This window comes from Mesorhizobium sp. M0408, from assembly GCF_040321495.1.
Lineage (GTDB): Bacteria > Pseudomonadota > Alphaproteobacteria > Rhizobiales > Rhizobiaceae > Mesorhizobium.
The window spans coordinates 209,245-231,547 of sequence record NZ_JAMYRO010000009.1 but is presented as its reverse complement, the minus strand read 5'-3'; the positions used below and the strand labels follow the sequence as shown (position 1 = coordinate 231,547).

General features: G+C 61.7%; 17 protein-coding genes. 12 read left to right on the top strand and 5 right to left on the bottom strand.

Features of this window, described 5'->3' with window-relative positions:
• The first annotated feature begins 186 nt into the window (after positions 1-186).
• Genes NKI67_RS13640 through NKI67_RS13625 form a run of 4 tightly spaced genes read left to right on the top strand, consistent with a single transcriptional unit; the run spans position 187 to position 5,399 of the window.
• On the top strand, positions 187-1,194 hold the full coding sequence (locus NKI67_RS13640) for an ABC transporter permease (RefSeq protein ID WP_352645620.1): 1,008 nt from the start codon (positions 187-189) through the stop codon (positions 1,192-1,194).
• A gap of 1 nt (position 1,195) precedes the next feature.
• Positions 1,196-2,329, top strand: a complete 1,134-nt coding sequence (locus tag NKI67_RS13635; protein WP_352576427.1) for an ABC transporter permease — start codon at positions 1,196-1,198, stop codon at positions 2,327-2,329.
• 10 nt (positions 2,330-2,339) lie between these two features.
• Complete coding sequence (locus NKI67_RS13630; RefSeq protein ID WP_352569193.1) at positions 2,340-4,007, top strand: ABC transporter ATP-binding protein; 1,668 nt, start codon at positions 2,340-2,342, stop codon at positions 4,005-4,007.
• Positions 4,008-4,028: 21 nt separating this feature from the next.
• Positions 4,029-5,399, top strand: a complete 1,371-nt coding sequence (locus NKI67_RS13625; protein ID WP_352569053.1) for an alpha-glucosidase/alpha-galactosidase — start codon at positions 4,029-4,031, stop codon at positions 5,397-5,399.
• 26 nt (positions 5,400-5,425) lie between these two features.
• On the opposite strand, the gene NKI67_RS13620 is transcribed toward NKI67_RS13625, so the two are convergent.
• Positions 5,426-6,628: an ROK family transcriptional regulator gene (locus tag NKI67_RS13620; protein ID WP_352569054.1), complete on the bottom strand. Its 1,203-nt coding sequence runs from the start codon at positions 6,626-6,628 to the stop codon at positions 5,426-5,428.
• 243 nt (positions 6,629-6,871) lie between these two features.
• Here NKI67_RS13620 and NKI67_RS13615 point away from each other — a divergent pair, with 243 nt between their 5' ends.
• The 7 genes from NKI67_RS13615 to NKI67_RS13585 all read left to right on the top strand — a co-directional run bounded on the left by NKI67_RS13615 (position 6,872) and on the right by NKI67_RS13585 (position 15,799).
• A complete protein-coding gene (locus NKI67_RS13615) occupies positions 6,872-8,143 on the top strand; it encodes an ABC transporter substrate-binding protein (protein ID WP_023677181.1) in 1,272 nt (423 codons plus the stop codon).
• Positions 8,144-8,214: 71 nt separating this feature from the next.
• A complete protein-coding gene (locus NKI67_RS13610; protein ID WP_023677182.1) occupies positions 8,215-9,099 on the top strand; it encodes a carbohydrate ABC transporter permease in 885 nt (294 codons plus the stop codon).
• The gene (locus NKI67_RS13605; RefSeq protein ID WP_352621439.1) at positions 9,099-9,950 is read left to right on the top strand and encodes a carbohydrate ABC transporter permease; all 852 of its coding nucleotides are present in this window, start codon (positions 9,099-9,101) and stop codon (positions 9,948-9,950) included. The genes NKI67_RS13610 and NKI67_RS13605 overlap by 1 nt, the downstream gene beginning before the upstream one ends.
• Before the next feature lie 61 nt (positions 9,951-10,011).
• Positions 10,012-11,151, top strand: a complete 1,140-nt coding sequence (locus NKI67_RS13600) for an ABC transporter ATP-binding protein (RefSeq protein ID WP_352645618.1) — start codon at positions 10,012-10,014, stop codon at positions 11,149-11,151.
• Positions 11,152-11,169: 18 nt separating this feature from the next.
• Positions 11,170-13,311, top strand: a complete 2,142-nt coding sequence (locus tag NKI67_RS13595) for a beta-galactosidase (protein WP_352645616.1) — start codon at positions 11,170-11,172, stop codon at positions 13,309-13,311.
• A 222-nt stretch (positions 13,312-13,533) separates the two neighbouring features.
• The gene (locus tag NKI67_RS13590) at positions 13,534-14,775 is read left to right on the top strand and encodes an acyl-CoA dehydrogenase family protein (RefSeq protein WP_352645614.1); all 1,242 of its coding nucleotides are present in this window, start codon (positions 13,534-13,536) and stop codon (positions 14,773-14,775) included.
• 7 nt (positions 14,776-14,782) lie between these two features.
• Positions 14,783-15,799, top strand: a complete 1,017-nt coding sequence (locus NKI67_RS13585; protein ID WP_352645625.1) for a phosphotransferase family protein — start codon at positions 14,783-14,785, stop codon at positions 15,797-15,799.
• Between the two features lie 43 nt (positions 15,800-15,842).
• On the opposite strand, the gene ftsZ is transcribed toward NKI67_RS13585, so the two are convergent.
• On the bottom strand, positions 15,843-16,850 hold the full coding sequence (gene ftsZ, locus NKI67_RS13580) for a cell division protein FtsZ (RefSeq protein ID WP_023677189.1): 1,008 nt from the start codon (positions 16,848-16,850) through the stop codon (positions 15,843-15,845).
• Between the two features lie 222 nt (positions 16,851-17,072).
• Positions 17,073-18,191, bottom strand: coding sequence for an NAD(P)/FAD-dependent oxidoreductase (locus tag NKI67_RS13575; RefSeq protein ID WP_352645612.1), 1,119 nt, complete (start codon positions 18,189-18,191; stop codon positions 17,073-17,075).
• A gap of 167 nt (positions 18,192-18,358) precedes the next feature.
• Between NKI67_RS13575 and NKI67_RS13570 the strand changes: the two genes are divergently transcribed.
• On the top strand, positions 18,359-19,735 hold the full coding sequence (locus NKI67_RS13570) for an aspartate aminotransferase family protein (RefSeq protein WP_352645610.1): 1,377 nt from the start codon (positions 18,359-18,361) through the stop codon (positions 19,733-19,735).
• Between the two features lie 87 nt (positions 19,736-19,822).
• Here NKI67_RS13570 and NKI67_RS13565 read toward each other — a convergent pair whose 3' ends face one another.
• The gene (locus NKI67_RS13565) at positions 19,823-20,935 is read right to left on the bottom strand and encodes a nucleotidyltransferase family protein (protein WP_352645609.1); all 1,113 of its coding nucleotides are present in this window, start codon (positions 20,933-20,935) and stop codon (positions 19,823-19,825) included.
• 219 nt (positions 20,936-21,154) lie between these two features.
• Entirely contained in the window at positions 21,155-22,303 is a 1,149-nt protein-coding gene (locus tag NKI67_RS13560) for an alcohol dehydrogenase family protein (protein WP_352645607.1), read from the bottom strand.

The following is a 22,303-nucleotide window of genomic DNA, read 5'->3' as shown; positions in this document are numbered from 1 at the left end:
AAACCGGCGACCCCCGAGATCAACCACCTAATTTCCGGCGGCTGCTCAATATTTTTATAAGACAATGCAACTTGTTTAACCCCCCCTCCCTCACACCCCCGGCCGCCCCTGTGGGCGGGGCCGGACAAAGCAAACCTCCGTACGCTCAAAGAGAGCGACCGGCTAGACAAGGAAGCGGACCGACCGATGTTGCGATTCCTGCTCACGCGCATAGCGTCGGCGATCCCGGTCCTCGCCATTCTGAGCCTGGTCACCTTCGCCATCATCCAGGCGCCGCCGGGCGACTATGCCGACTACATCCGCTCGCAGTTGATCAATCAGGGCGGGGCCTCATTCGCCGAGGCCGACGCGCAGGCCAAGGCCTATCGGATAGAACACGGTCTCGATAAGCCGCTGCCCGTCCAGTATCTCAACTGGATCGGCGGCATCATCACCCGCGGCGATTTCGGCTACAGCCTCTATTACAATAAGCCGGTGGCCGATGTGGTGGGCGAGCGCCTGCCGCGCACGCTGCTCCTGGCGCTGGTGTGCCATCTGCTGGCATCGGTCCTCGGTATCACCTTCGGCATCTGGGCGGCGACCAGGCAGTACAGCTGGATCGACAGTACGCTGTCAGCGATTTCCTTCCTCGGCATGACGGTGCCGCGCTTCCTGATGGCGCTGATCATCGTTTATTTGCTGGTCTTCCAATTCAACGTCTCCGAGATCGGCAGCTTCTTCTCGCCGCAATTTGGCGGGGCGCCGTGGTCCTGGGCGAAGTTCGTCGATCTCGTCCGGCATGTCTGGCCGGTTGTCGCCATCGCCACCTTCGGCGGGCTCGCCTACAACATGCGGGTGATGCGCGGCAATCTGCTCGACACGCTGAATGCGCAATATGTCGAAACCGCTCGCGCCAAGGGCCTTGGCGGCGGTGCGGTCGTGATGCGCCATGCGGTGCCCAATGCGCTGCATCCGCTGGTCATGTATCAGGGCGTGGTGCTGCCCTATATGCTGACCGGCGAGATCGAGACCGCGATCATCTTTGCCCTGCCGACCGTCGGCCCGGCGATCGTTGGCTCGATGGCGGTGGGCGACGTCTATGTCACGGCGACATTCATGATGGTGCTGTCGGCGACGCTGATCGTCGGCAACATCATCGCCGACATGCTGCTCGTCATGCTCGATCCGCGCGTGCGCCAATATGCAGGGTCCTGAGATGCTTGCTTTCGAGCCCTCGCTGCCGCCAATTGCCGAGGAACCGGCCAAGATCAAGCCGCGCGGCAATGAGAGTTACATCGCACTCGTCTGGCGCCGCCTGAAACGGTCCTGGACCGGCATGGCCGGGCTCATCCTGGTCGCGTTTCTGGTGCTGCTGGCGGTGTTTGCCGACTTCTTCGCACCGATGGATCCCAAGGTGACCGATGTCGGCTTCGCCCCGCCGCAGATGATGAGCTTCCATGACAAGGACGGCAACTTCGTCTTCCAGCCACGCGTCTATGCCCTGGCGGATTCGGAAGACCTCGACCCGGTCACCTTCCAACCCGTCGTCGGGCCGGACTACGACCATCCGCGGCTGCTCGGCTTCTTCGTCAAGGGAGCGGAGTACAAACTGCTCGGCCTGCTTCCCGCGAACCGGCACTTCTTCGGCTCGACCGACGGCCAGCCGGTGCACTTCCTTGGCACCGACAAATTCGGTCGCGATGTGCTGGCTCGTGCGATCTATGGTTCGCGCATCTCGTTGATGATCGCATTGACCGTGGTCTTCATCGTCACCGTGATCGGCACGACGGTCGGCATGGTGTCGGGCTATTTCGGCGGCACATTCGACGTCTGGGTCCAGCGCTTCGTCGAACTGGTGCTCGCGTTTCCGCAATTGCCGCTTTATCTGGCGCTGACCTCGCTGGTTCCGGTGACGGCGCCGACGAATGTTTTCCTGGCCTTCGTGATTGTTGTCATGTCGGCACTCGGCTGGGCGCAGATGTCGCGCGAAGTGCGCGGCAAGACCCTGGCACTGGCGCGGATCGACTACGTTCGTGCGGCGATGGCGGTCGGCGCCACAGATGGCCGCATCATCATGCAACACATTTTTCCGAACGTGATGAGCCACGTGATCGTTGCGGTCACGTTGGCAATCCCCAGCGTGGTCCTGCTCGAATCCTTCCTCGGTTTTCTCGGCTTCGCGGTGAAGCCGCCGCTGATCTCCTGGGGCCTGATGCTGCAAGACACCGCGACCTATTCGGTCATCGGCACTTATCCCTGGATCCTTTCGCCGGTCGGCTTCGTGCTTGTCACCGTCTTCGCGTTCAACGCGCTTGGGGATGGACTGCGCGATGCGGTCGATCCTTATTGAGCATGACATGATGCAACACGCGCTCGTCAAATCCTTCGCACCGCCTGTCCGGCTCGACCATGACGGCCGTTCGGAAAACCCGGTCATTGATGCCCGCAACATCGCCGTCGATTTCAAGGTCGAACACGGCATGATCGTAGCCGTCAAGGACATCTCGTTCCAGCTCTATCGCGGCGAGACGATCGCCATTGTCGGCGAGTCGGGATCGGGCAAGTCGGTGACGGCGCGCACCGTCATGGGACTGTTGTCGAAGCGCGCAGTCGTGTCGCCGAAATCGACTGTCGAATACAACGGGGCGAACATCCTGAAATTTTCCGAGCGTGCGCGGCGCAAACTGCGCGGCGACCGCATCTCGATGATCTTTCAGGAGCCGATGAGTTCGCTCAACCCGATCTACACGATCGGCAGCCAGATCGTCGAGGCGATACGGGTGCATCGCAAGATGAGCCGCAGGCAGGCCGAAGCAAGGGCGCTCGAGCTGCTGCAGCAGGTGCAAATCCCTGAACCCCAAGCGCGGCTGAAACAATACCCGCACCAGCTTTCCGGCGGTCAGCGCCAGCGTGTAATGATCGCCATGGCGCTGGCCAACGATCCCGATGTGCTGATCGCCGATGAGCCGACGACGGCGCTCGACGTCACGGTTCAGGCGCAGATCCTCAATCTCATCCGAAACCTGCAGAAGAAACTGCGCATGGCGGTGATCCTGATCACGCACGACCTGACCGTGGTGCGGCAGTTCTCCGACTATGTCTACGTCATGCAGCATGGGGAGATGCGCGAGCACAATGTGACGGAGAAGCTGTTCGCCAATCCGCAGCATCCCTACACCTGTCACCTGCTTGCCTCCGAGCCGCGCGGCCAGGCAAATCCGTTGCCGGAAGGCGCCGACGTTATTCTTGAAGCTAGGAATGTGCGCGTCTCCTTCATGCTGCGGCATGGCACGTTCATGAGGCCGGACCTGCGCGAACTCGTCGCCGTCGACAGCCTCAGCCTGACCCTTCGGCGGCACGAGACGCTGGGTCTCGTTGGCGAATCCGGATCGGGCAAGACCACCTTCGGCGAGGCGTTGCTCAGGCTCAACACCACGGACAGCGGCGAGATCTATTTCGATGGCCAGCCGATCCATGGCTGTTCGCGCGCGCAGATGCGGCCGTTGCGGTCGCGCATGCAGGTCGTCTTCCAGGATCCGTTCTCGTCGCTCAACCCGCGCATGACGATCGGCCAGATCATCGAGGAAGGGCTGGTCGTCAACCGCATGGGCGCCACCAGGAACGATCGGATCGAGCGGGTGCGCGAGGCGCTGATCAGCGCCGGCATGCCCGGCGATATCCTCTCGCGCTTCCCGCACGAGTTTTCCGGCGGCCAGCGCCAGCGTATTGCGATTGCCCGCGCCGTCGCGCTCGAACCGGAATTCATCGTACTCGACGAGCCAACATCGGCGCTGGATCTCTCGGTCCAGGCGCAGATCATCGAATTGCTGCGCAAGCTGCAGCGCGAACGGGGCCTGAGCTACATCTTCATCTCGCACGACCTCAAGGTCGTGCGGGCGCTGTGCCACCGCGTCATCGTCATGCAGCACGGCAAGATCGTCGAAGAGGGGCCGGTCGACGAAGTCCTGTCCCATCCCAAGACCGCTTACACCGAACGGCTGGTCAAAGCCGCTTTCGAGGTAGCCTAATTGCTTATGCCGGAGGTTGTTGTGGCAAGAAATCCCAAGGTCGCTTTCATCGGAGCTGGCTCGACGGTGTTCATGAGGAACATCGTCGGCGACATATTGCAGCGTCCGGCTTTATCCGGCGCGACGATCGCGCTGATGGACATCAATCCGCAACGGCTCGAGGAAAGCGCAATCGTCGTCGGCAAGCTGATCTCGACGCTTGGCGTAAAGGCCAAAGCCGAAACCTATTCGGACCAGCGCAAGGCGCTGGCGGGCGCCGATTTCGTCGTCGTCGCCTTCCAGATCGGCGGCTACGAGCCCTGCACGGTGACCGATTTCGAAATTCCGAAGAAATACGGGCTGCGCCAGACCATCGCCGATACGCTCGGTGTCGGCGGTATCATGCGAGGGTTGAGAACCGTGCCGCATCTCTGGAAGATCTGCGAGGACATGCTCGCGGTCTGCCCGCAGGCGATCATGCTGCAATATGTCAACCCGATGGCGATCAACACCTGGGCGATCGCGGAGAAATACCCCGACATCAAGCAGGTCGGCCTCTGCCATTCGGTGCAAGGCACGGCAATGGAGCTGGCGCATGATCTCGACATTCCCTGCGAGGAGATTCGCTACCGCTCGGCCGGCATCAATCACATGGCCTTCTACCTGAAGTTCGAGCATCGCCAGCCGGACGGCTCCTACCGCAATCTCTATCCGGATCTGCTGCGCGCCTACAGCGAAGGGCGGGCGCCGAAGCCTGGATGGAATCCGCGCTGCCCGAACAAGGTGCGCTACGAGATGCTGAAGCGCCTCGGTTACTTCGTCACCGAGAGCTCCGAACATTTCGCGGAATACACGCCCTATTTCATCAAGGACGGGCGCGAGGATCTGATCGAGAAATTCGGTATCCCGCTCGACGAATACCCGAAGCGCTGCATCGAGCAGATCGAACGCTGGAAGGGGCAAGCGGAAGCCTATCGCTCGGCTGACAAGATCGAAGTGGAGCAGTCGAAGGAATATGCGTCCTCGATCATGAACTCGGTCTGGACCGGCGAGCCGTCGGTGATCTACGGCAACGTCCGCAACAATGGCTGCATCACGACATTGCCGTATAATTGCGCGGCCGAGGTGCCATGCCTCGTCGACGCCTCCGGCATTCAACCCACGTTCATTGGCGACCTGCCGGTGCAGCTCACCGCGCTGATCCGCACCAATATCAACGTCCAGGAGCTGACGGTCCAAGCGCTGATGACCGAGAACCGCGAGCACATCTATCACGCGGCGATGATGGACCCGCACACGGCGGCCGAGCTCGACCTCGACCAGATATGGTCGCTGGTCGATGATTTGCTGGTTGCGCATGGCGATTGGCTGCCGGCCTGGGCGCGTGGAGCGCGCAGCGTTCGGGCGGCCTGAGGCGCAGGGCTGTCTGTTTCACTCACCTATGCCGACCATAGGGCCGGCTTTGAAAGCGGAGCGGCGTTGCCGGCAGATGTTTCGAAATCAAAGAGTTTCTGCGTTACGAGAGCAGCCGCTCCCCTTGCCCAGGAATTGTCCTCCCAGTCCAGCAGCATTGGTGGTGCCGCGCGAAAGGTATTTTTCCCAAGCGTCAGCCGCATTGGGCCAAACAGCGCATCGCCAAACGACACGGCTTCACCGCCGACGACAATGACCTCCGGGTCGGTGATGTTGACAAGATTGGCGAGATGCCGGCCGATGCCATGTCCGGCTTCTTCGAGAATGGCGACGGCTCGCGGTTCGCGGTCTGCCAAGGCTGCCATAAGGCTGACTTTGCTATCCGTTTCGTTGTGCCCGGTGGCTTCGCGCCAGGTGCGCAGGATCGCCGGCTCGGCGTAATAGGCCATCAAGCAGCCGCGTTTTCCGCACTCGCAAAGGCGGCCGTTCTCCTCATAAGAGCTGTGGCCGAACTTGCCGGCGGCACCGTTCGCGCCGCGATAGAGTTTGCCATCGAAGACGAGCGCGCAGCCGATTCCGACGCCGATCGCCAGCACGGCCATATTGCGGTGCTGGCGTCCGAGGCCGAAGAGTTGCTGGGCAATGGCATAGGCATTGGTGTCGTCCTCAAGCCACACGGGGACGTCTACCAGTTCGGCCAGCATCGGGCCAAGGGGAACGTTGTCCCAGTTGTAGCGATTGCTGCGGATACACACAGCCTTCTGGTTGTCTATGACGCCAGGCATTGAAATGCCGATCCCGGCAAGCTTGGCAGCGGGCCGATCGACAATCGAAATCAGCTCCGGCACCGCCTTGGCCAAGGTCGCTATGATATGGTCGGGATCGCTGTCCGAGAGCTTGACGCGCAGAGAGCCCAGCGGATTGGTCGCAAGATCGGTGACCACGCATTCGACCGATCCGACCATCAGCTTGAAACCTATGGCAAGGCCGTTGGCATAGTTGATATCCACCGGGATAGGGCGGCGCCCAGCCGAGCCCACGACTGTCTTGCCTTCGATCAGCAGGCCATCCTCGATGAGGTCGGCCACGACGAAGGTGACCGCTGCCGGACTAAGGCCGGTAACTGACGCTATGTCGGCCCGGCTGCGCGCTCCTTCCTGCCGCAAGAGATTGAGGATCAGTCTGCGGTTCATCGCCCGAGTCGTGCTCGGGTCACCCTTGAGCTTCACGGATCTTCTTTCTTAATTTTGTAAATTAATTATTGCCTCTCGAGAAAACATATGCGTAAGTTTGCCCGACTGTTCAACACCCGAACCGGGGGTCAGCGAAATTAATCCGGTTAGCAATGTCACCGCGCTCTGAAGGAGCGGGCAAGCATATTCCCTTGCCCGGGAGGTGAGGCGTGCCGTTGAGAAGAACAACCGCGCCGGCCGGTGTGCCAGTAGAGAATTGACAACACGGGAGGAGTAACAATGACGTTCAAGTGGATTGAAAAGCCGTCGACGCGGCGCAATTTCCTGAAGGGAGCTGGGGGCATTTCCGCTGGAGCCCTCGCGGGCTTCCCGATGCCGGCACTCAGCCAGTCGAGCGAAGTCACCATCATTTCAGACGAAAACAATGCCGATGCCCTGCGGATCTTGCGGCGCATCGCGGCCGAGTTCGAGAAGCAGTCCGGCACCAAGGTTGTGATCAACAACATGGATCACGAGGCCCACAAGACCGCGATCCGCAACTACCTTGTCGCCGGCGCGCCGGATGTCTGCTTCTGGTTCTCCGGAAACCGCATGCGTGCCTTCGTCACCCGCGGCCTGTTCGACGACATTTCGGATCTGTTCGAGAAGGAAAAGTACAAGGACGTGCTGGGTGCCACGACCGGTGCCGTCACGGTCGACGGCAAGCAGTATGGACTGCCGACCGGCGGCACGATGTGGGGCATGTTCTATCGCAAGGACGTCTTTGCCGAGCACGGACTTACGGCACCGGCGACCTGGGACGAATTCCTGGCTTACGGCCAGAAGTCCAAGACCGCAGGCCTAATCCCCGTCAGCATCGGCACCAAGGAACTCTGGCCGGCGGCCGGATGGTTCGACCAGATGAACCTTCGGATCAACGGTCTCGACAAGCACTTTGCCTTGATGAACGGCAAGATGGCTTACACCGACCCGGCGCTGACGCCTGTTTTCGACCACTGGGAAGAGCTTATCAAGCAGGGTTTCTTCACCCCGGATCAAACGTCGTTCGGCTGGCAGGAGGCCGGCGCCTTCCTCGCCCAGAAGAAGGCCGGCATGATGAACCTCGGTGCCTTCGTGAAGGCTACTTTCCCTGAGCAGGATCTCGAGCAGCTGACATTCGCGCCTTTCCCGAAGATTGACGGCGCCCTCGACCGCTACGAAGAATTCTCGGTCAATTCGGTCCACATCCCGGCCAACGCCAAGAACAAGGCGGGTGCCCGCGAGTTCCTCGCCTTCTTCTACCAGCCGGAAAATTTCGGCCTCTATCTGGAACCTGGCGGCAACGTTCCGCCGCGCAACGACCTTCCAGCCAGCAAGGACCCGCTGGTCAACGCGGCTGTGGAAAGCCTGAAGACGGTGGCCGGCACGTCGCAATATTACGACCGCGATACCGATCCCGACATGGCCCAGGCCGGCCTGGTGGGCTTCCAGGAATTCATGGCCAAGCCGGAGCGCCGGGACGCCATTCTTCAGCGTCTCGAGGGAACCCGTCGCCGGATCTTCAAGATCTAGCGCCTCCCAGCGGAGGGGAGCGGGGTTCGTGGCCCGCTCCCCGATGCTTTCCCTGAATGAGGTCCCCCAAAATGACGAAGCTTTGGCGCCGCCATCGCTGGTGGCTGACACCGACACTTCTGATTCTGCCAGCCGCTGTGCTGTTTTCCGTCGTCATTCTGGCCTCTGCGGTCGAGAGCCTATGGATCAGCCTGCACGAATGGGACGGATTCAGCCCGATGGTCTGGATCGGCCTTGGCAACTACCGCGAATTGTTCGCCGACCCACAGTTCTATGTTTCGCTGAAGAACAATCTGATCTGGTTGGTGATGTTCATGCTGGCGCCGCCGCTCGGCCTCGCCATCGCGCTGCTCGTCAACCAGAAAATCCGCGGCATGCGCCTCCTCAAATCGCTGTTCTTCATTCCGCTGGTGCTGGCTTCGGTTGCCGTCGGCGTTGTCTTCACCTGGGTCTATACGCCAGAATTCGGACTTCTCGCCCTGATCTTCCGCACCTTCGGCGCGACCGCCCCGGCAGTGCTGTCGGATGAAAATTTCGTCACCTTCGCCGTCGTGATCGCAGCGTTATGGCCGCAGATAGCCTTCTGCATGGTGCTCTATCTCGCCGGCCTCAACAATCTCAGCGAGGACCTGATCGGCGCCGGGCGGGTCGACGGCGCCAGGGGCTGGAACATGCTGCGCCACATCGTGTTACCGCAGCTGACGCAGGTCACCTTTATCGCCATCGCCGTCACCGTCGTCGGCGCACTGCGTTCCTTCGACATGGTCTCGGTGATGACCAGCGGCGGTCCCTTCGGTTCGTCCGAGGTGCTTGCCTATCAGATGTTCGAGCAGTCCATCTTTTCCTACCGCTTCGGCTATGGTGCGGCCATTGCCTCGGTGCTGTTCGTGATCATGGCGGTCTTCATCGCCTGGTACCTGACGCGGATGATCCGCGCCGATGAAAGAGGCGGCTGATGTTTCCCCGCCCGATTCCCGAAACTGCTATTTGGCAGCGTGGCCTCTATGTCGTGCTGGTGGTCGGCATCCTGATTGTCTGGCTGGCGCCGCTCTTTGCCATCATTCTTACCTCGTTCCGCTCTACGCAGGATGTCATGGGCGGCAATCTGTGGGGCTGGCCGACCCAATTCGGCCTGGTCGAAAACTACACGGCGGTCTTCACCCAGACGCCGATGGCCCGCTACTTCCTCAACAGCCTGACGATCACCATCCCCTCGGTGATCGGCGTTCTCATCTTGAGCACGCTCGCCGGTTTCGTGCTCGCCCGCTACCGGTTTCGCAGCAATATGCTCGTCTTCGCCCTGTTCGTCGGCGGAAATTTCCTGCCGCACCAGATCATGATGATCCCGGTGCGCGATCTCATGGTGCGGCTCAACCTCTACGACACGATGTCGGCCCTGATCATCTTCCACATCGCCTTCCAGACCGGGTTTGCGACACTGTTCATGCGCAACTTCATCGCCGCCTTGCCGGGAGAACTGTTTCAGGCCGCCAGGGCCGAGGGCGCGACACCGTTTCAGACATTGGTACATGTCGTGGTGCCGCTGGTGCGGCCCGCTCTTGCGGCGCTGGCGATCCTGCTCTTCACCTTCATCTGGAACGATTATTTCTGGGCGGTCGTGCTCACCATCAGCGATACCGTCAAACCGGTAACCGCCGGCCTCGCCAACCTGCGCGGCGAATGGGTCTCGGCCTGGAACCTGATCTCGGCTGGCACCATCGTCGTGGCTTTGCCGCCGGTTGCCATGTTCTTCCTAATGCAGAAGCACTTCATCACCGGCCTCACCATGGGAGCGGTCAAGGGATGAGCGACCATGGCTTCAAGGCGTCGCCCACCCGATCCGAAACTCATTTCGCAAGCAGGGCTCCATGACCAGTCTTGAACTCCGGCAGATACAAAAGAATTATGGCAGCTACCACGCGCTGCGCGGCATCGATCTCAGCGTCGAACAGGGCGAGTTCATTGTCACCGTCGGGCCGTCCGGTTGTGGCAAGTCAACGCTGTTGAAGATCATTGCCGGGCTTGAAACCGTCTCGACCGGTGAGATCCTCATCAACGACCGCGATGTCACCACCACTGAGCCGGGTGAGCGCGGCATTGCCATGGTCTTCCAGTCCTATGCGCTTTACCCGCATATGACGGTCGCCGAGAACATGGGTTTCGGCCTGCGCATGGCGCATCGCCCCAAGGCCGAGATCGATGCCGCCGTGCTGCGAGCCGCCAAGATCCTTCGCATTACCGACCAGCTCGACAAGCGGCCGAAACAGCTTTCCGGCGGCCAGCGTCAGCGTGTGGCCATCGGCCGTGCGATAACCCGCTCGCCCGACGTGTTCCTGTTCGACGAACCGCTATCCAACCTCGACGCAGCGCTGCGCACGCAGATGCGCGTCGAGCTTTCCGATCTGCACGCCAGGCTCGGCGCCACCATGGTCTATGTCACGCACGACCAGACCGAGGCGATGACAATGGCGAGCCGTATCGTCGTGCTCAATCGCGGCTCGGTCGAGCAGGTGGGCGCTCCGCTCGAACTCTACCGCAATCCGGCCAATCTCTTCGTCGCGGGCTTCCTCGGCGCACCCCGAATGAATTTTTTCGAAGTGACCGTCGCCGCTGTCTCCGGCGCCGCCGCTACGCTGTCGACCGCCGGTCTTTCTCCTTTGACTGTCGAACTGACGGAAGCGGCATCCGTACAGGTCGGCGATAGGGTGACGATGGGGATTCGGCCGGAGAGCATCAGCTTGGCCGCGGAAGGGACAGCGAGTTTTGCCGCACGGGTGCGGCTGGTCGAGCATCTCGGCCGCGAGACCATCCTCTATGCCGACGCCGGCCCGCTGCAATGCGTCAGTTCCGAAAGCGGCAGCGGCAACGTCACCGTCCAGATCGGCCATGCGAGTGCCGTCGCTGCCGATGCGACCGTCGGCTTCAAGGTCGAGCCGCGTGACGTCTATCTCTTTTCCTCTGTCGATGAGCGGACAATCAGTGCCCGCAAATCCACCATCACCGACTGATCTTCAGGAGTATCCTTCGTGAACAAGACTTCAAAAGGCCGCGCCCTGTCGGTCTGGCGCACGATCCAGACCGACCGCTTTCTGGTCGGCGCGCCGCACTACCCCGAACATGTGGACGAGAGTTACTGGGACAATGACGCCCGGCGCATGGCCGAGGCCGGCTTCAACGTCGCCCGCCTCGGCGAATTCGCCTGGCACATTTTCGAACCGCGTGAAGGCACCTTCGATTTCGACCTGTTCGACCGGGCAATCGAGGGGCTGGCGCGTCACGGCGTCAACACGATCCTGTGCACGCCGACCGCCACCCCGCCGCGCTGGCTGACCGCAAAGCATCCGGAAATCCTGCGGCTTGATGGAAATGGCCGGTCGATGGGCCACGGCTCGCGCCAGTATGCCGACACCAGCAGCCCGGTGTTTCGCGACTATAGCCGCAAGATTACCAGGGCGATGACGGACCACTACCGCGACAATGCAAATGTCATAGGCTGGCAGACCGACAACGAACTCAACACCAGCATGCCGGAATCCTATTCGCCGTCGGCATTGAAGGAATTCCAGGCTTATCTCCAGGAAACCTACAAGACGATAGACAGGCTGAACTTCGCCTGGGGTGGCGATTTCTGGGCGACGGCTTACGGCGATTTCAGCGAAATTGTCTTCCCGCTGGATTTTTCCCCGTCCTTTCCCGGTCCCGGTCACCTCCAGGACTACCACCGTTTTCTCGCCTTTTCGACAGCACGGTTCCAGCACGACCAGGTCGAGATCCTGAGAAAAGCGAATGCCAGTTGGTTCATTTTCCACAATCTCGGCGGATTGCGTGACATCGACTTTCGCGGCCAATTCTCCACCGATCTCGACTTCGTCGGCTACGACATCTATCCGTTCCTCTATGACGAGTTCTTTCGCCTAGGCAACCACGCCAAGATCCAGGCGCTGCATCTCGACATCTGCAGGGGATTTTCCGGCAACTACATAGTGCCGGAACAACAGTCGGGTTTTGGCGCCCAGCCGGGCTTCTGCACGCTGACGCCGGAGCCGGGCGAAATGCGACGCATGGCGATGTCGTCGGTTGCGCGTGGCGCCGATGGTATCATGTTCTTCCGCTGGCGCCCCGCGCATTTCGGTGCGGAGATATATTGGATGGGCATCATCGATCACGATGATGTCGCTCGCCGCCGCTATGATGAAGCCAGGCAGTTCGCCACCGAGATGACGGCGCTTAAAGACAAGATCCTAGGCACCCATGTGCGGATGGATGTCGGCATCGCCGGCTCGGACTTCGACAATCAGGAAGCCCACAAGACCTTCCCCATCGGCCTGCCAAGTCCGCAGGATGATGCAACCTTGCTGCATCAGTATTGCTATGACCGCGGCATCGCCTGCGGCTTCATCCACCCGGAAGACGATCTGTCGAAGCTCAAGGTGTTCTACGTGCCGCATTGGGTGATCTGGAAGGACAGCTGGACCGAGCGGCTGCAAGTCTTTGCCGAAAATGGCGGTACCGTCATCATCGGCGCGCGCACGGGAACCCGCGACGAAAACAACCACGTCATCCGCGAGACAGCCCCGGGCCGGTCGCTGTCGAAGCTGACCGGCGTTCGCGTCGAGGATTTCGGGCGGCTGGCGGCACCTGGGGCCAATGGCCTGTTCAATACCATGTCGCGCTCCGGCGGGCTCGTCATTCCTCCCGACAGACCGGCCGAATCCAGCCGCCGTATCCGTCGTTTTACCGTTGGAAACCACGAGTTCGATGCCGGTTATTTCTATGAGAACCTCGCAGTCGAACCGGAAGTCGAAATTGTAGGGATTTGGTCGAACCGCTACGCGGCGGGAACGCCTGCAATTACCTCCCGCGCCGTCGGCAAGGGCCGTGTGCTCTATGTCGGCACTTATCTAACCCCGGAGCTGACAGCTCAACTCGCTACGCGCACTTTCGTGGATGCGAATGTGGAGCCTCTGGTTCCGGATCTGCCGGACGGCGTCGAGGTCACGATGCGCGAGAATGACGAACGCCGGCTGCTGTTCGTGCAAAACATCAAAGACACGCCCGTTGCGGTAACCGGCGTTCCCTTCGGCAGCAACCTGCTCGATGGCGAAGCACCTGTCTCCGGAGTGTTGACGCTGGACGGCTATGGCTGCGCTGTCCTCGAATTGATCTGAGCATTGTCGCGGACGTTAGCCATACGAAACCTGAGTACTCTTTGATCCTGGAATTCGACCGCCATCGGCAGCACGCCGGCATCGATCCATATCGAACCGGCGCTTTGACGTGCGCAAGGCTCCGTCAGCACACTGCTGTTGCTCGCATTCAATGACGGCAGTTACACTAGCCGAGCGACCATCGGAGCCGATGGCGGGTTTCGTTTCATTTTTGTGAGCGCCATGAATTTCGAGATTCCCGTCCGCACCGAAAGCTTTCGTACCCGGATCGCCGATTTCGTCGAGCGCGAAATCCTGCCGCTCGAGGCAGATAAGGCTTCCTACGACGGCCATGGCAATGTCGCGCTGCCGCTGCTCGAAACGTTGCGGGGCAAGGCGAAAGCAGCCGGCCTGTGGTGCCTGCAACTGAAACCCGAGACCGGCGGGGCCGGCCTTTCCAAGGTGGATATGGCCGTCTGCTATGAAGAGATGAACCGCTCGATCTTCGGTCCGGTCGTGTTCAATTCCGCGGCCCCCGACGATGGCAATATGATGATGCTGGAACGGTTGGGAACGCCGGAGCAGAAGCAAAGATGGCTGAAGCCGATCGTCGAGGGCAAGGTGCGTTCGGCCTTTGCAATGACGGAACCGCACCCGGGCGGCGGCTCCGACCCGTCGATGATCATGACCAGAGCCGAACGGCGTGGCGACAGATATGTCGTCAAAGGCCGCAAATGGTTCATCACCGGCGCGCAAGAGGCGAGCCACTTCATTCTCATTGCGCGCACTTCGGACGATCCGCGTCACGGCCTTTCGGCCTTGCTGTTCCACAAGGACCAGCCGGGCTGGCGGATCGTGCGGCGCATCGAGATCATGGGACCGGAAGAACATGGCGGCCATTGCGAGCTGGAATTCGACGGTCTTGAAGTCCCGGTCGAGGATGTGCTTGCCGGCGAAGGCAGCGGCCTCATGGTTACCCAGGTCCGGCTCGGTCCGGCGCGGCTCACCCATTGCATGCGTTGGCTCGGGCTTGCCAAGCGCTGCATCGAGATTGCGCGCGCCTATGCCGCCGAGCGTAGCGGTTTCGGGCAGCTTTTGGCCGACCGAGAGAGTATCCAGCTGATGCTCGGCGACCTTGCCATGCGCATCGAGATCGGGCGGCTGCTGGTGATGAAGGCGGCCTGGGAGCTCGATCGCGGCGGCTTTGCCCGCAAGGAGGTCTCCATGGTCAAGATCCAGGTCGCCAACGTGCTGCATGACGCCGCCGACGTGGCGATCCAGATCAACGGCGCCCGCGGCTATTCGAAAGACACTGTACTCGAATGGATCTACCGCTACGCCCGCCAGGCTCGCCTGGTCGACGGCGCCGACGAGGTCCACAAGATGGTGCTCAACCGCTTTCTCAACAAGGAAGGTGCGGGCTTCTGGCGCTGGCATGTCGAAGCCGGCAGACAAGACGAAACAGGTCGCGGCGGGAACCGCTGAGCCGGCAATGAGGATGGATTTCGATCCGGTACGCCTGGAGGATTTTCTGAGAGCGCATTTTGGCGATGGCCAAATGTCGCTTGAGCGGATCGTCGGCGGCCAATCCAACCCGACCTATTTCGTCGACTATGGCGGCCGCCGCATGGTTCTGCGCAAGAAACCCCCGGGACCGATCCTGCGCAGCGCTCATGCAGTCGATCGCGAGTACCGGGTGATCAAGGCGCTAGCATCGACAAAGGTGCCGGTGCCGCGGCCGGTGCTCTATCACGACGGCGACGAGCCGCTCGGCACGCCGTTCTATCTGATGCAGCGGCTCGACGGCCGGGTGTTCCACGATGGCGCGTTGCCGGGACTGGCGCCGGACGAGCGGCGCGGCATCTATTTCGGCATGGCCGAGGCGCTGGCAAAGCTGCACGCAGTCCGGCCGGAAGAGGTCGGGCTCGGCGACTATGGCCGTCCCGGGAACTATTTTGAGCGACAGATCGCGCGCTGGACCAGACAGTTGCGGGAATCGCCGAGCGAGCGCATTGCCGCGCTCGAAGCCGTCGCCGAATGGCTGCCGCGACATCTTCCGCCAGATGACGGCCGCGTCTCGATCGCGCATGGCGATTTCCGTCTCGGCAATCTCATCTTCCATCCCGAGCGGCCCGAGGTGATCGGCATTCTCGACTGGGAATTGTCGACGCTTGGTCATCCGCTTGCCGATGTCGGCTTCTGCTCGATGCCCTGGCATTCCTCATCGGACGAATATGGCGGCATCCTCGGCCTTGATCAGGCAGCCCTCGGGATTCCGACACAGCGCGAATTCCTCGATCATTACTTCGCCCACGCCGTGCCGACGGCGCCGCTGCAGCGGTTCCATCTGGTGTTTGCCATGTTCCGCTTTGCCGTGATCTTCGTCGGCATCGCCGACCGCGTGCTGGCCGGCAGCGCGGTTGCGGCCGATGCGGCGGATGTGGCACCGCTGGCCGGCCGTTTTGCTGCACGCGCCATGGAAGTCATCGACGGCGCGCGGCCCTGGTGACGCGAGGCTGGCAGTCGGCTGAGCGAGTTGCAGCGATACGCGTTCAGTTCATGCGAACTTCCGGTTCGGCAAGCAGTGGAATCTCCAAGCCACGCCGCAAGCCGGTCGCCACGACCGACACCCTGAATTTTCCGGCGAGTGCCTTGTCGAAGATGGCGCCGACGATGATGTCGGCATCGTTGTCGACCTCCTCGCGGATGCGGGTAGCGGCTTCGTCGACCTCGAACAGCGTCATGTCCATGCCGCCCGATATCGAGACAAGGACGCCCTTGGCGCCCATCATCGAAGCTTCGTCGAGCAGCGGGTTGGCGATTGCCGCTTCCGCTGCCTTCTTGGCGCGGCCTTCTCCGGCGGCTTCGCCGGTTCCCATCATGGCGCGGCCCATGTCGCGCATCACCGACTTCACATCGGCGAAGTCGAGATTGATCAGGCCTTCCTTGACGATCAGATCGGTGATGCAGCCGACACCCGCATAGAGGACCCGGTCGGCCATGGCGAAGGCGTCGGCGAACGTGGTTCTGGCGTCGGCGATCCTGAACAGGTTCTGGTTGGGAATGACGATGACGGTATCGGCGCTTTCGCGCAGGCGCTCGATGCCCTCATCGGCAGCGTACATGCGGCGCCTGCCTTCGAAGACGAATGGCTTGGTGACGACGGCAACGGTCAGTATTCCGGCTGCCCGCGCTGCCTGCGCTATCACAGGCGCGGCACCAGTGCCGGTTCCGCCTCCCATGCCGGCGGTCACGAAGCACATGTGCGTTCCAGCAAGGTGATCCATGATCTCGTCGATGGATTCCACGGCCGCAGCACGGCCGACCTCGGGCAGGGACCCGGCGCCGAGACCTTCGGTGATATGAGCGCCCAACTGGATCAGCCTCGTTGCCTTCGACATGGCAAGGGCCTGGGCATCGGTGTTGGCGACGATGAATTCCGCGCCCTGCAGGCCTTCGGCGATCATGTTGTTGACGGCGTTGCCGCCGCCGCCGCCGACCCCGACGACGGTGATCTTGGGCCTCATCTCCGAGATTACCGGCCTCGTCGCGGTGTTCATTGCCGTTCTCCCTGGATACGCCGAGTGGTCGCTGGAAGCTTGTCCCGGGCGCACTGCGAAAACTCTGAACCGGGCAGTGCGAATCAGGACAGCCCCAGAATGCAGGGAATCAGAGCGCGGAGCGGGCTGCAAGTGCGCGATGTGCCTCATAGGGGACTTGCGTCTGAAAGTTCACGCAATGCGCCTTGATACAGTGCAGATCGCGGCGCGGGGCGCCGCACGCTACAACTTCGGCGCGAGGCACTGCGCGACATGGTCGGCAATCGTCAGGCAGGAGGTCAGGCCGGGGCTTTCGATGCCGAACAGGTTGACCAGGCTATCCACGCCGTGCACCGCCACGTCCTGGACGACGAAGTCGGCATTGGCCTCACCGGGACCGGACAGTTTTGGCCGGATGCCGCTGTAAGCGGGTTGCAGGCTGCCATCGGCCAGGTCCGGCCAGTATTTGCGGATCTCGCTGTAGAAGCGCTCGCCACGAGCCGGGTCGACGCGGTAGTCGAGTTGATCGGTCCATTCGACGTCCGGCCCGAAGCGGGCGACGCCATTGAGGTCGAGCGTCAGATGAACACCGAGCCCGCCGGGTTCGGGCACCGGATAGACCAATCGCGAGAACGGCGCCCGGCCGGCCACCGAAAAATAATTGCCCTTGGCATAATGGAGCTTTGGCACGAATTGCTGATTGAGCCCTTCAAGCGAACCGGCAAGTGCTGCGGCGCCAAGCCCGGCGGCATTGACGAAACGCGGAGTGGCGATCTCGAAGCGCTCGCCGCCGGCAGCGTCCACCGTCTCGAGCACGACGCGGCCTGCTTCGATGCGGCCGGAGGCGATGCGCGTGTTGAGACTAAGTGCCGCCCCGTGCTCCTCGGCGTCGCCCAACAGGGCGAGCATCAGGGCATGGCTGTCGATGATGCCGGTGGCGGGCGACAGCAGCGCCGCCGTGCACTTAAGGCTGGGCTCCAGCGCATGCGCCTCGGCTTCGCGCAACGGCACCAGGTCGCCGGCGCCGCAAGCGCGTGCATTGGCCCGGATTGAGGCGAGCACCGGCTCCTGTTCGGCACTTGTGGCAACGATGAGCTTCCCGCAGCGCGCGTGCGGGATCGCCCGCTCCTCGCAATAGCGATAGAGTCTTTCCCGGCCGGCCACGCAGAACCGGGCTTTCAGCGATCCAACCGGATAGTGGAGGCCGGCATGGATGACCTCGGAATTGCGCGAACTTGTCCCGGTGCCGATAGCGCTCTCGGCTTCCAGGACCAGCGTATCGATGCCGCGCTGCGCCATCTCTCGCGCGATCGCCAGGCCAACAACGCCGGCGCCGGCGACAATGCAGTCGACATGGTCCACGGTCAGGTCAAGCCGAAGTTCTGCATGCGTCCATCCATCCGCTGGCCCTGTCGAAAGCGCTTGACACTATACCGTTCGAGAAAGATGCATCAAACGGCATAATGCACGGGGACCTGCCGAGCCGGACCGGCGGCAGGACTGTTTCCGCGTGCAGCACAGGAGCCATCATGGACGCACGACCGAATTCTCCCGAAGCCCGCGACATAAGCTTTCACATGCATGGCTATACGAATGCGCGCAAGCATCAGGAATCGGGGCCGCTCATTATCGAGAAGGGCGACGGCATCTATGTCGAGGACCTCGCCGGCAACCGTTATATCGAGGCGATGGCCGGGCTTTGGAGCGTCGCGGTCGGTTTTTCGGAGAAGCGGCTGGTCGATGCGGCAGTACGGCAAATGTCGAAGCTGCCTTACTATCACGATTTCGGCTCCAAATCGCATTCGCCGCTGATCGATCTCGCCGAGAGACTGGTGCAGATGGCGCCGGTGCCGATGAGCAAGGCGTATTTCACCAATTCCGGCTCCGAGGCCAACGATTCGGCCATGAAGATGATCTGGTACCGGTCGAATGCGCTCGGCCAGCCGGCGCGCAAGAAGATCATCAGTCGCAAGAAGGGCTATCACGGCGTCACCATCGCCTCGGCAAGCCTGACCGGACTGCCCAACAACCACACTTCCTTTGACCTGCCGATTGCCAATGTGCTGCATACCTCGACGCCGCACCATTGGCGCGAGGCGCTGCCGGGTGAAAGCGAAGAGCTGTTTTCGACGCGGCTCGCCGACGAGCTGGAAAAGCTGATCCTCGCCGAAGGACCGGAAACCATCGCCGCCTTTTTCGGCGAACCGATCATGGGCGCCGGCGGCGTCATCGTTCCGCCGGCCGGCTACTGGGAGAAGATACAGGCGGTGCTATCGAGATACGACATCCTGCTCATCGCCGACGAGGTGATCTGCGGCTTTGGCCGAACAGGTGAGATGTTCGGCTCGCAGACCTTCGGCATCAGGCCCGACATCATGGTGTTGTCGAAACAGATCTCTTCGTCCTACCTGCCGATCTCAGCCCTGCTGATCAATGACAAGGTATTCGAGCCGATCGCCGACGAGAGCAACCGTATCGGCACCTTCGGCCACGGTTTCACCGGCGGCGGCCATCCTGTTGCGGCAGCGGTCGCGCTCGAGAACCTGAAGCTGATCGAGGAGCGCGACCTTGTCGGCAATGCGCGTGCGGTCGGCGCGCATTTGCAGAAGCGGCTGCGCACGCTCGCTTCGCACCCGCTTGTCGGCGAGGTGCGCGGCATCGGCCTGGTCGCGGCGGTCGAGCTGGTCGGCGACAAGGCAAACAAGACGCCGTGGGGGAAGACCGGTGAACTGGGCGGGCTCGTCAACGGCTTCATGCAGCAGAACGGCGTCATCTCGCGCAATATGGGCGACGCGCTGGCCTTCTGCCCGCCGCTGATCATCACCGAGCCGCAGGTCGACCAGGTGATCGACGCGTTTGAACGGTCGCTCGAGGCTGCCGTCAAGCAGGTCCGATCGCAGAGCTGAATAGGCAAAGTCGATTTTGAAACCTGAAAACAAAAACGCCTCGGCGACGGCTGGCAGAAGGTTACCCTCCACACCCGTTGCTGCCGTTTAGTCTCCGTGCTTTGTTTTCGCAGATGAGCCGCTGAATCCTTCCAGTTCCTCGCCGATTCCTGAAAGTGCGTTGACGATCGTCGCCTCGACGTCGCCACGCTGTTTCTGGGGAATCAAGCCAAGTCCTTTTTGTATCGCCTTACGCCAATGTTTCCCCCTGTCCCACGCTTCCGAAAACGCGATGGCGAGATCGTCCTGGCGACGGGTAGCTTCCAGTGCCTCGACCAGAAGTGCTGCCTGGTGGACATCCTTTTCCCGCTTGCCCACGCCGTTTGCGTTGTTCTGTCGGCGCGAGGCAACGATCAGCTTGTGAACCGCATATCGTCCGGGCGACGGTACCACGACAGGCACTCCCGATCGATGCAGCAGCACAGTTCTGATTGGTTCGTGGATCAGGAAATCGAGAAACCGAAGAGGCTGCGCGGATGCACCGCCCAAAGACGGCATCGAGGTTGCATGATCGGCGTAGTCATCGCTGCCCGTGTTCGGTGTAAGGAACTCGACCTTGTATCGGACTGCGTTCTCGAATTGCGTCGCGTGTCCGGGATCTGATCTGTAAGGGATTTCCCTGAAGGTTGGGTCGATCTCCCTCAAGATTTCGAGGATGGGCGGCAGGCTGTCCTCGACCGCGGCCGACACGGAATGGAATAGGGCGAAGTCTGCATCGCCCGTCTGCAACGCTGCACCGGGCAGCTTCACGCCCAGATAGCCCGCGTAGGACTGAAAGGCGACTGTGCCGACCAGGACGCCGCGCAAGCGGAAGATGCCAGCCTTCCCCAGCGCCTCGACGACATCCCCGGTGAACCTTTCGGGTTCTGTCAGCCCTGCCTCGCGCACGAGCGTGGATACCAGCTTCCTGCGGGCGCGGAGGTCGTCCTTGATCTGACGGAAGGATTCGACGCGTTTTGCAATCTCGGGATCGCTGTCAGGCCCGACATACCGTCGCGTCTTCGTCGGCTGCGTTTCCTCGAAATACCAGTATACCTTGCCCTTGACGGGCACCTTGACGAGATTGCCCGTCGTAGGGAAATCCGTTTCGAAGGCTGCGTCCAAGGATCGCTGGACGAGTTCCGCATACATCGTGCGGTAAACGAGGTCGACCGTCTTCATGTCAGGCGGCTCCGGTTATAAGAAAAATGCGGTTCTCTTATAGCGGCATGACCTCAAGGGACGCAAGCGGGAGTTATAAGAAAATCGCGAAAACCTTATAACGCCGCAGGAGAGGGTCAGGAATCCTTGTTGCCGGCGTGCAGCCAAATCAGAATGGGTTTTGCTCATTCAGATAAACAAAGCCATCACGAAAACGCTGCTTGGATGTGGCGCTCGACCTCACCGCGTCCGCGAACGGCCCGAGCCTGTCATAGGCGTTTTTGGTCGACGCGCTATTTTGGCGATCGCATCCGGCACGACGACCAGCTTGCCAACGAAATCCTTGGCGATGAAATCCGCCTGGGCGCGATGGAAATCGGACAGCTTGTAGACGCCGCCGACCAGCGGCCGGATTTTCTTGTCCTCGATGTAGCGCACTATGCGGCGGAAATCCGCCCGCGTGCCCTGGCTCGAGCCATGCAGTTGCAGCTGTTTCAGGTACATGGTGCGCAGGTCGAGCTGGACGACCGGGCCGGCGATCGCGCCGGCCGTGGTGTAGCGGCCTTCGGGCCTCAAGATGCGCAAGAGGTCATTGAAGATGGCGCCGCCGACCAGGTCGGCGACCACATCGATTGGCCGCCCGCCGGTCGCCTCGTTCACGGCTGCCGGCAGGTCGGCCACGCCACGGGTGATCACCGCCTCGGCGCCGATGTCACGCACGGCCTGTTCCTTGCCCTTGCCGGCAACCGCATAGGGAATGGCGCCGCGCGCCCGCGCCAGCTGCACGATGCCCGAGCCGACGCCGCCCGAGGCGCCGGTGACCAGCACACGCTCGCCGGCTTTCAATGCGGCGCGTTCCAACATCTGCTCGCCGGTGAGATAGGCGCAGCAGAAAGTGGCAAGCTCGACATCGCTCAGATCGGTGTCGACGACATGGGCGTTTTCGGACGGTACTGCCTGGTATTCGGCATAGCCGCCGTCACGGCCATGGCCCATATAGTCGATGTCGGCGAGTGAATCGTCGTCGCGATTGTAGATGGAGAAATCGACCATCACCCGCTCGCCGATGCGGGCCGGCGACACGCCGTCGCCGACGGCAATGATGTTGCCGACCGTGTCGGTGCCCTGGATGCGCGGGAAGCTCAGCGTATTGCCCTGACGACGCCAGGTCGACACAGCGGCGGCATCCTCCTCCGTTCCATAGGCGCCCTGGCGCACCCAGACGTCGGTGTTGTTCATGCCGCAAGCGGTGACCTTGACCAGCACCTCGCCCCGGGCGGGCGAGGGCACTTTGACGTCGGTGCGGTAGACGAGCTTTTCCGGTCCGCCGTGCCCGATCAGCTGCACGGCGGCCATGGTGGCGGGGAGGGTTTTGGTCATGGCATTCAT

Bases quoted from the DNA above. Each gene is read 5' to 3' on its own strand.
- NKI67_RS13560 (WP_352645607.1), bottom strand. From the start codon at position 22,303: ATGAATGCCATGACCAAAACCCTCCCCGCCACCATGGCCGCCGTGCAG.
- NKI67_RS13630 (WP_352569193.1), top strand. From the start codon at position 2,340: ATGCAACACGCGCTCGTCAAATCCTTCGCACCGCCTGTCCGGCTCGAC.
- NKI67_RS13615 (WP_023677181.1), top strand. From the start codon at position 6,872: ATGACGTTCAAGTGGATTGAAAAGCCGTCGACGCGGCGCAATTTCCTG.
- NKI67_RS13600 (WP_352645618.1), top strand. From the start codon at position 10,012: ATGACCAGTCTTGAACTCCGGCAGATACAAAAGAATTATGGCAGCTAC.
- NKI67_RS13610 (WP_023677182.1), top strand. From the start codon at position 8,215: ATGACGAAGCTTTGGCGCCGCCATCGCTGGTGGCTGACACCGACACTT.
- NKI67_RS13590 (WP_352645614.1), top strand. From the start codon at position 13,534: ATGAATTTCGAGATTCCCGTCCGCACCGAAAGCTTTCGTACCCGGATC.
- NKI67_RS13605 (WP_352621439.1), top strand. From the start codon at position 9,099: ATGTTTCCCCGCCCGATTCCCGAAACTGCTATTTGGCAGCGTGGCCTC.
- NKI67_RS13570 (WP_352645610.1), top strand. From the start codon at position 18,359: ATGGACGCACGACCGAATTCTCCCGAAGCCCGCGACATAAGCTTTCAC.
- NKI67_RS13585 (WP_352645625.1), top strand. From the start codon at position 14,783: ATGAGGATGGATTTCGATCCGGTACGCCTGGAGGATTTTCTGAGAGCG.
- NKI67_RS13640 (WP_352645620.1), top strand. From the start codon at position 187: ATGTTGCGATTCCTGCTCACGCGCATAGCGTCGGCGATCCCGGTCCTC.
- NKI67_RS13635 (WP_352576427.1), top strand. From the start codon at position 1,196: ATGCTTGCTTTCGAGCCCTCGCTGCCGCCAATTGCCGAGGAACCGGCC.
- NKI67_RS13565 (WP_352645609.1), bottom strand. From the start codon at position 20,935: ATGAAGACGGTCGACCTCGTTTACCGCACGATGTATGCGGAACTCGTC.
- ftsZ (WP_023677189.1), bottom strand. From the start codon at position 16,850: ATGAACACCGCGACGAGGCCGGTAATCTCGGAGATGAGGCCCAAGATC.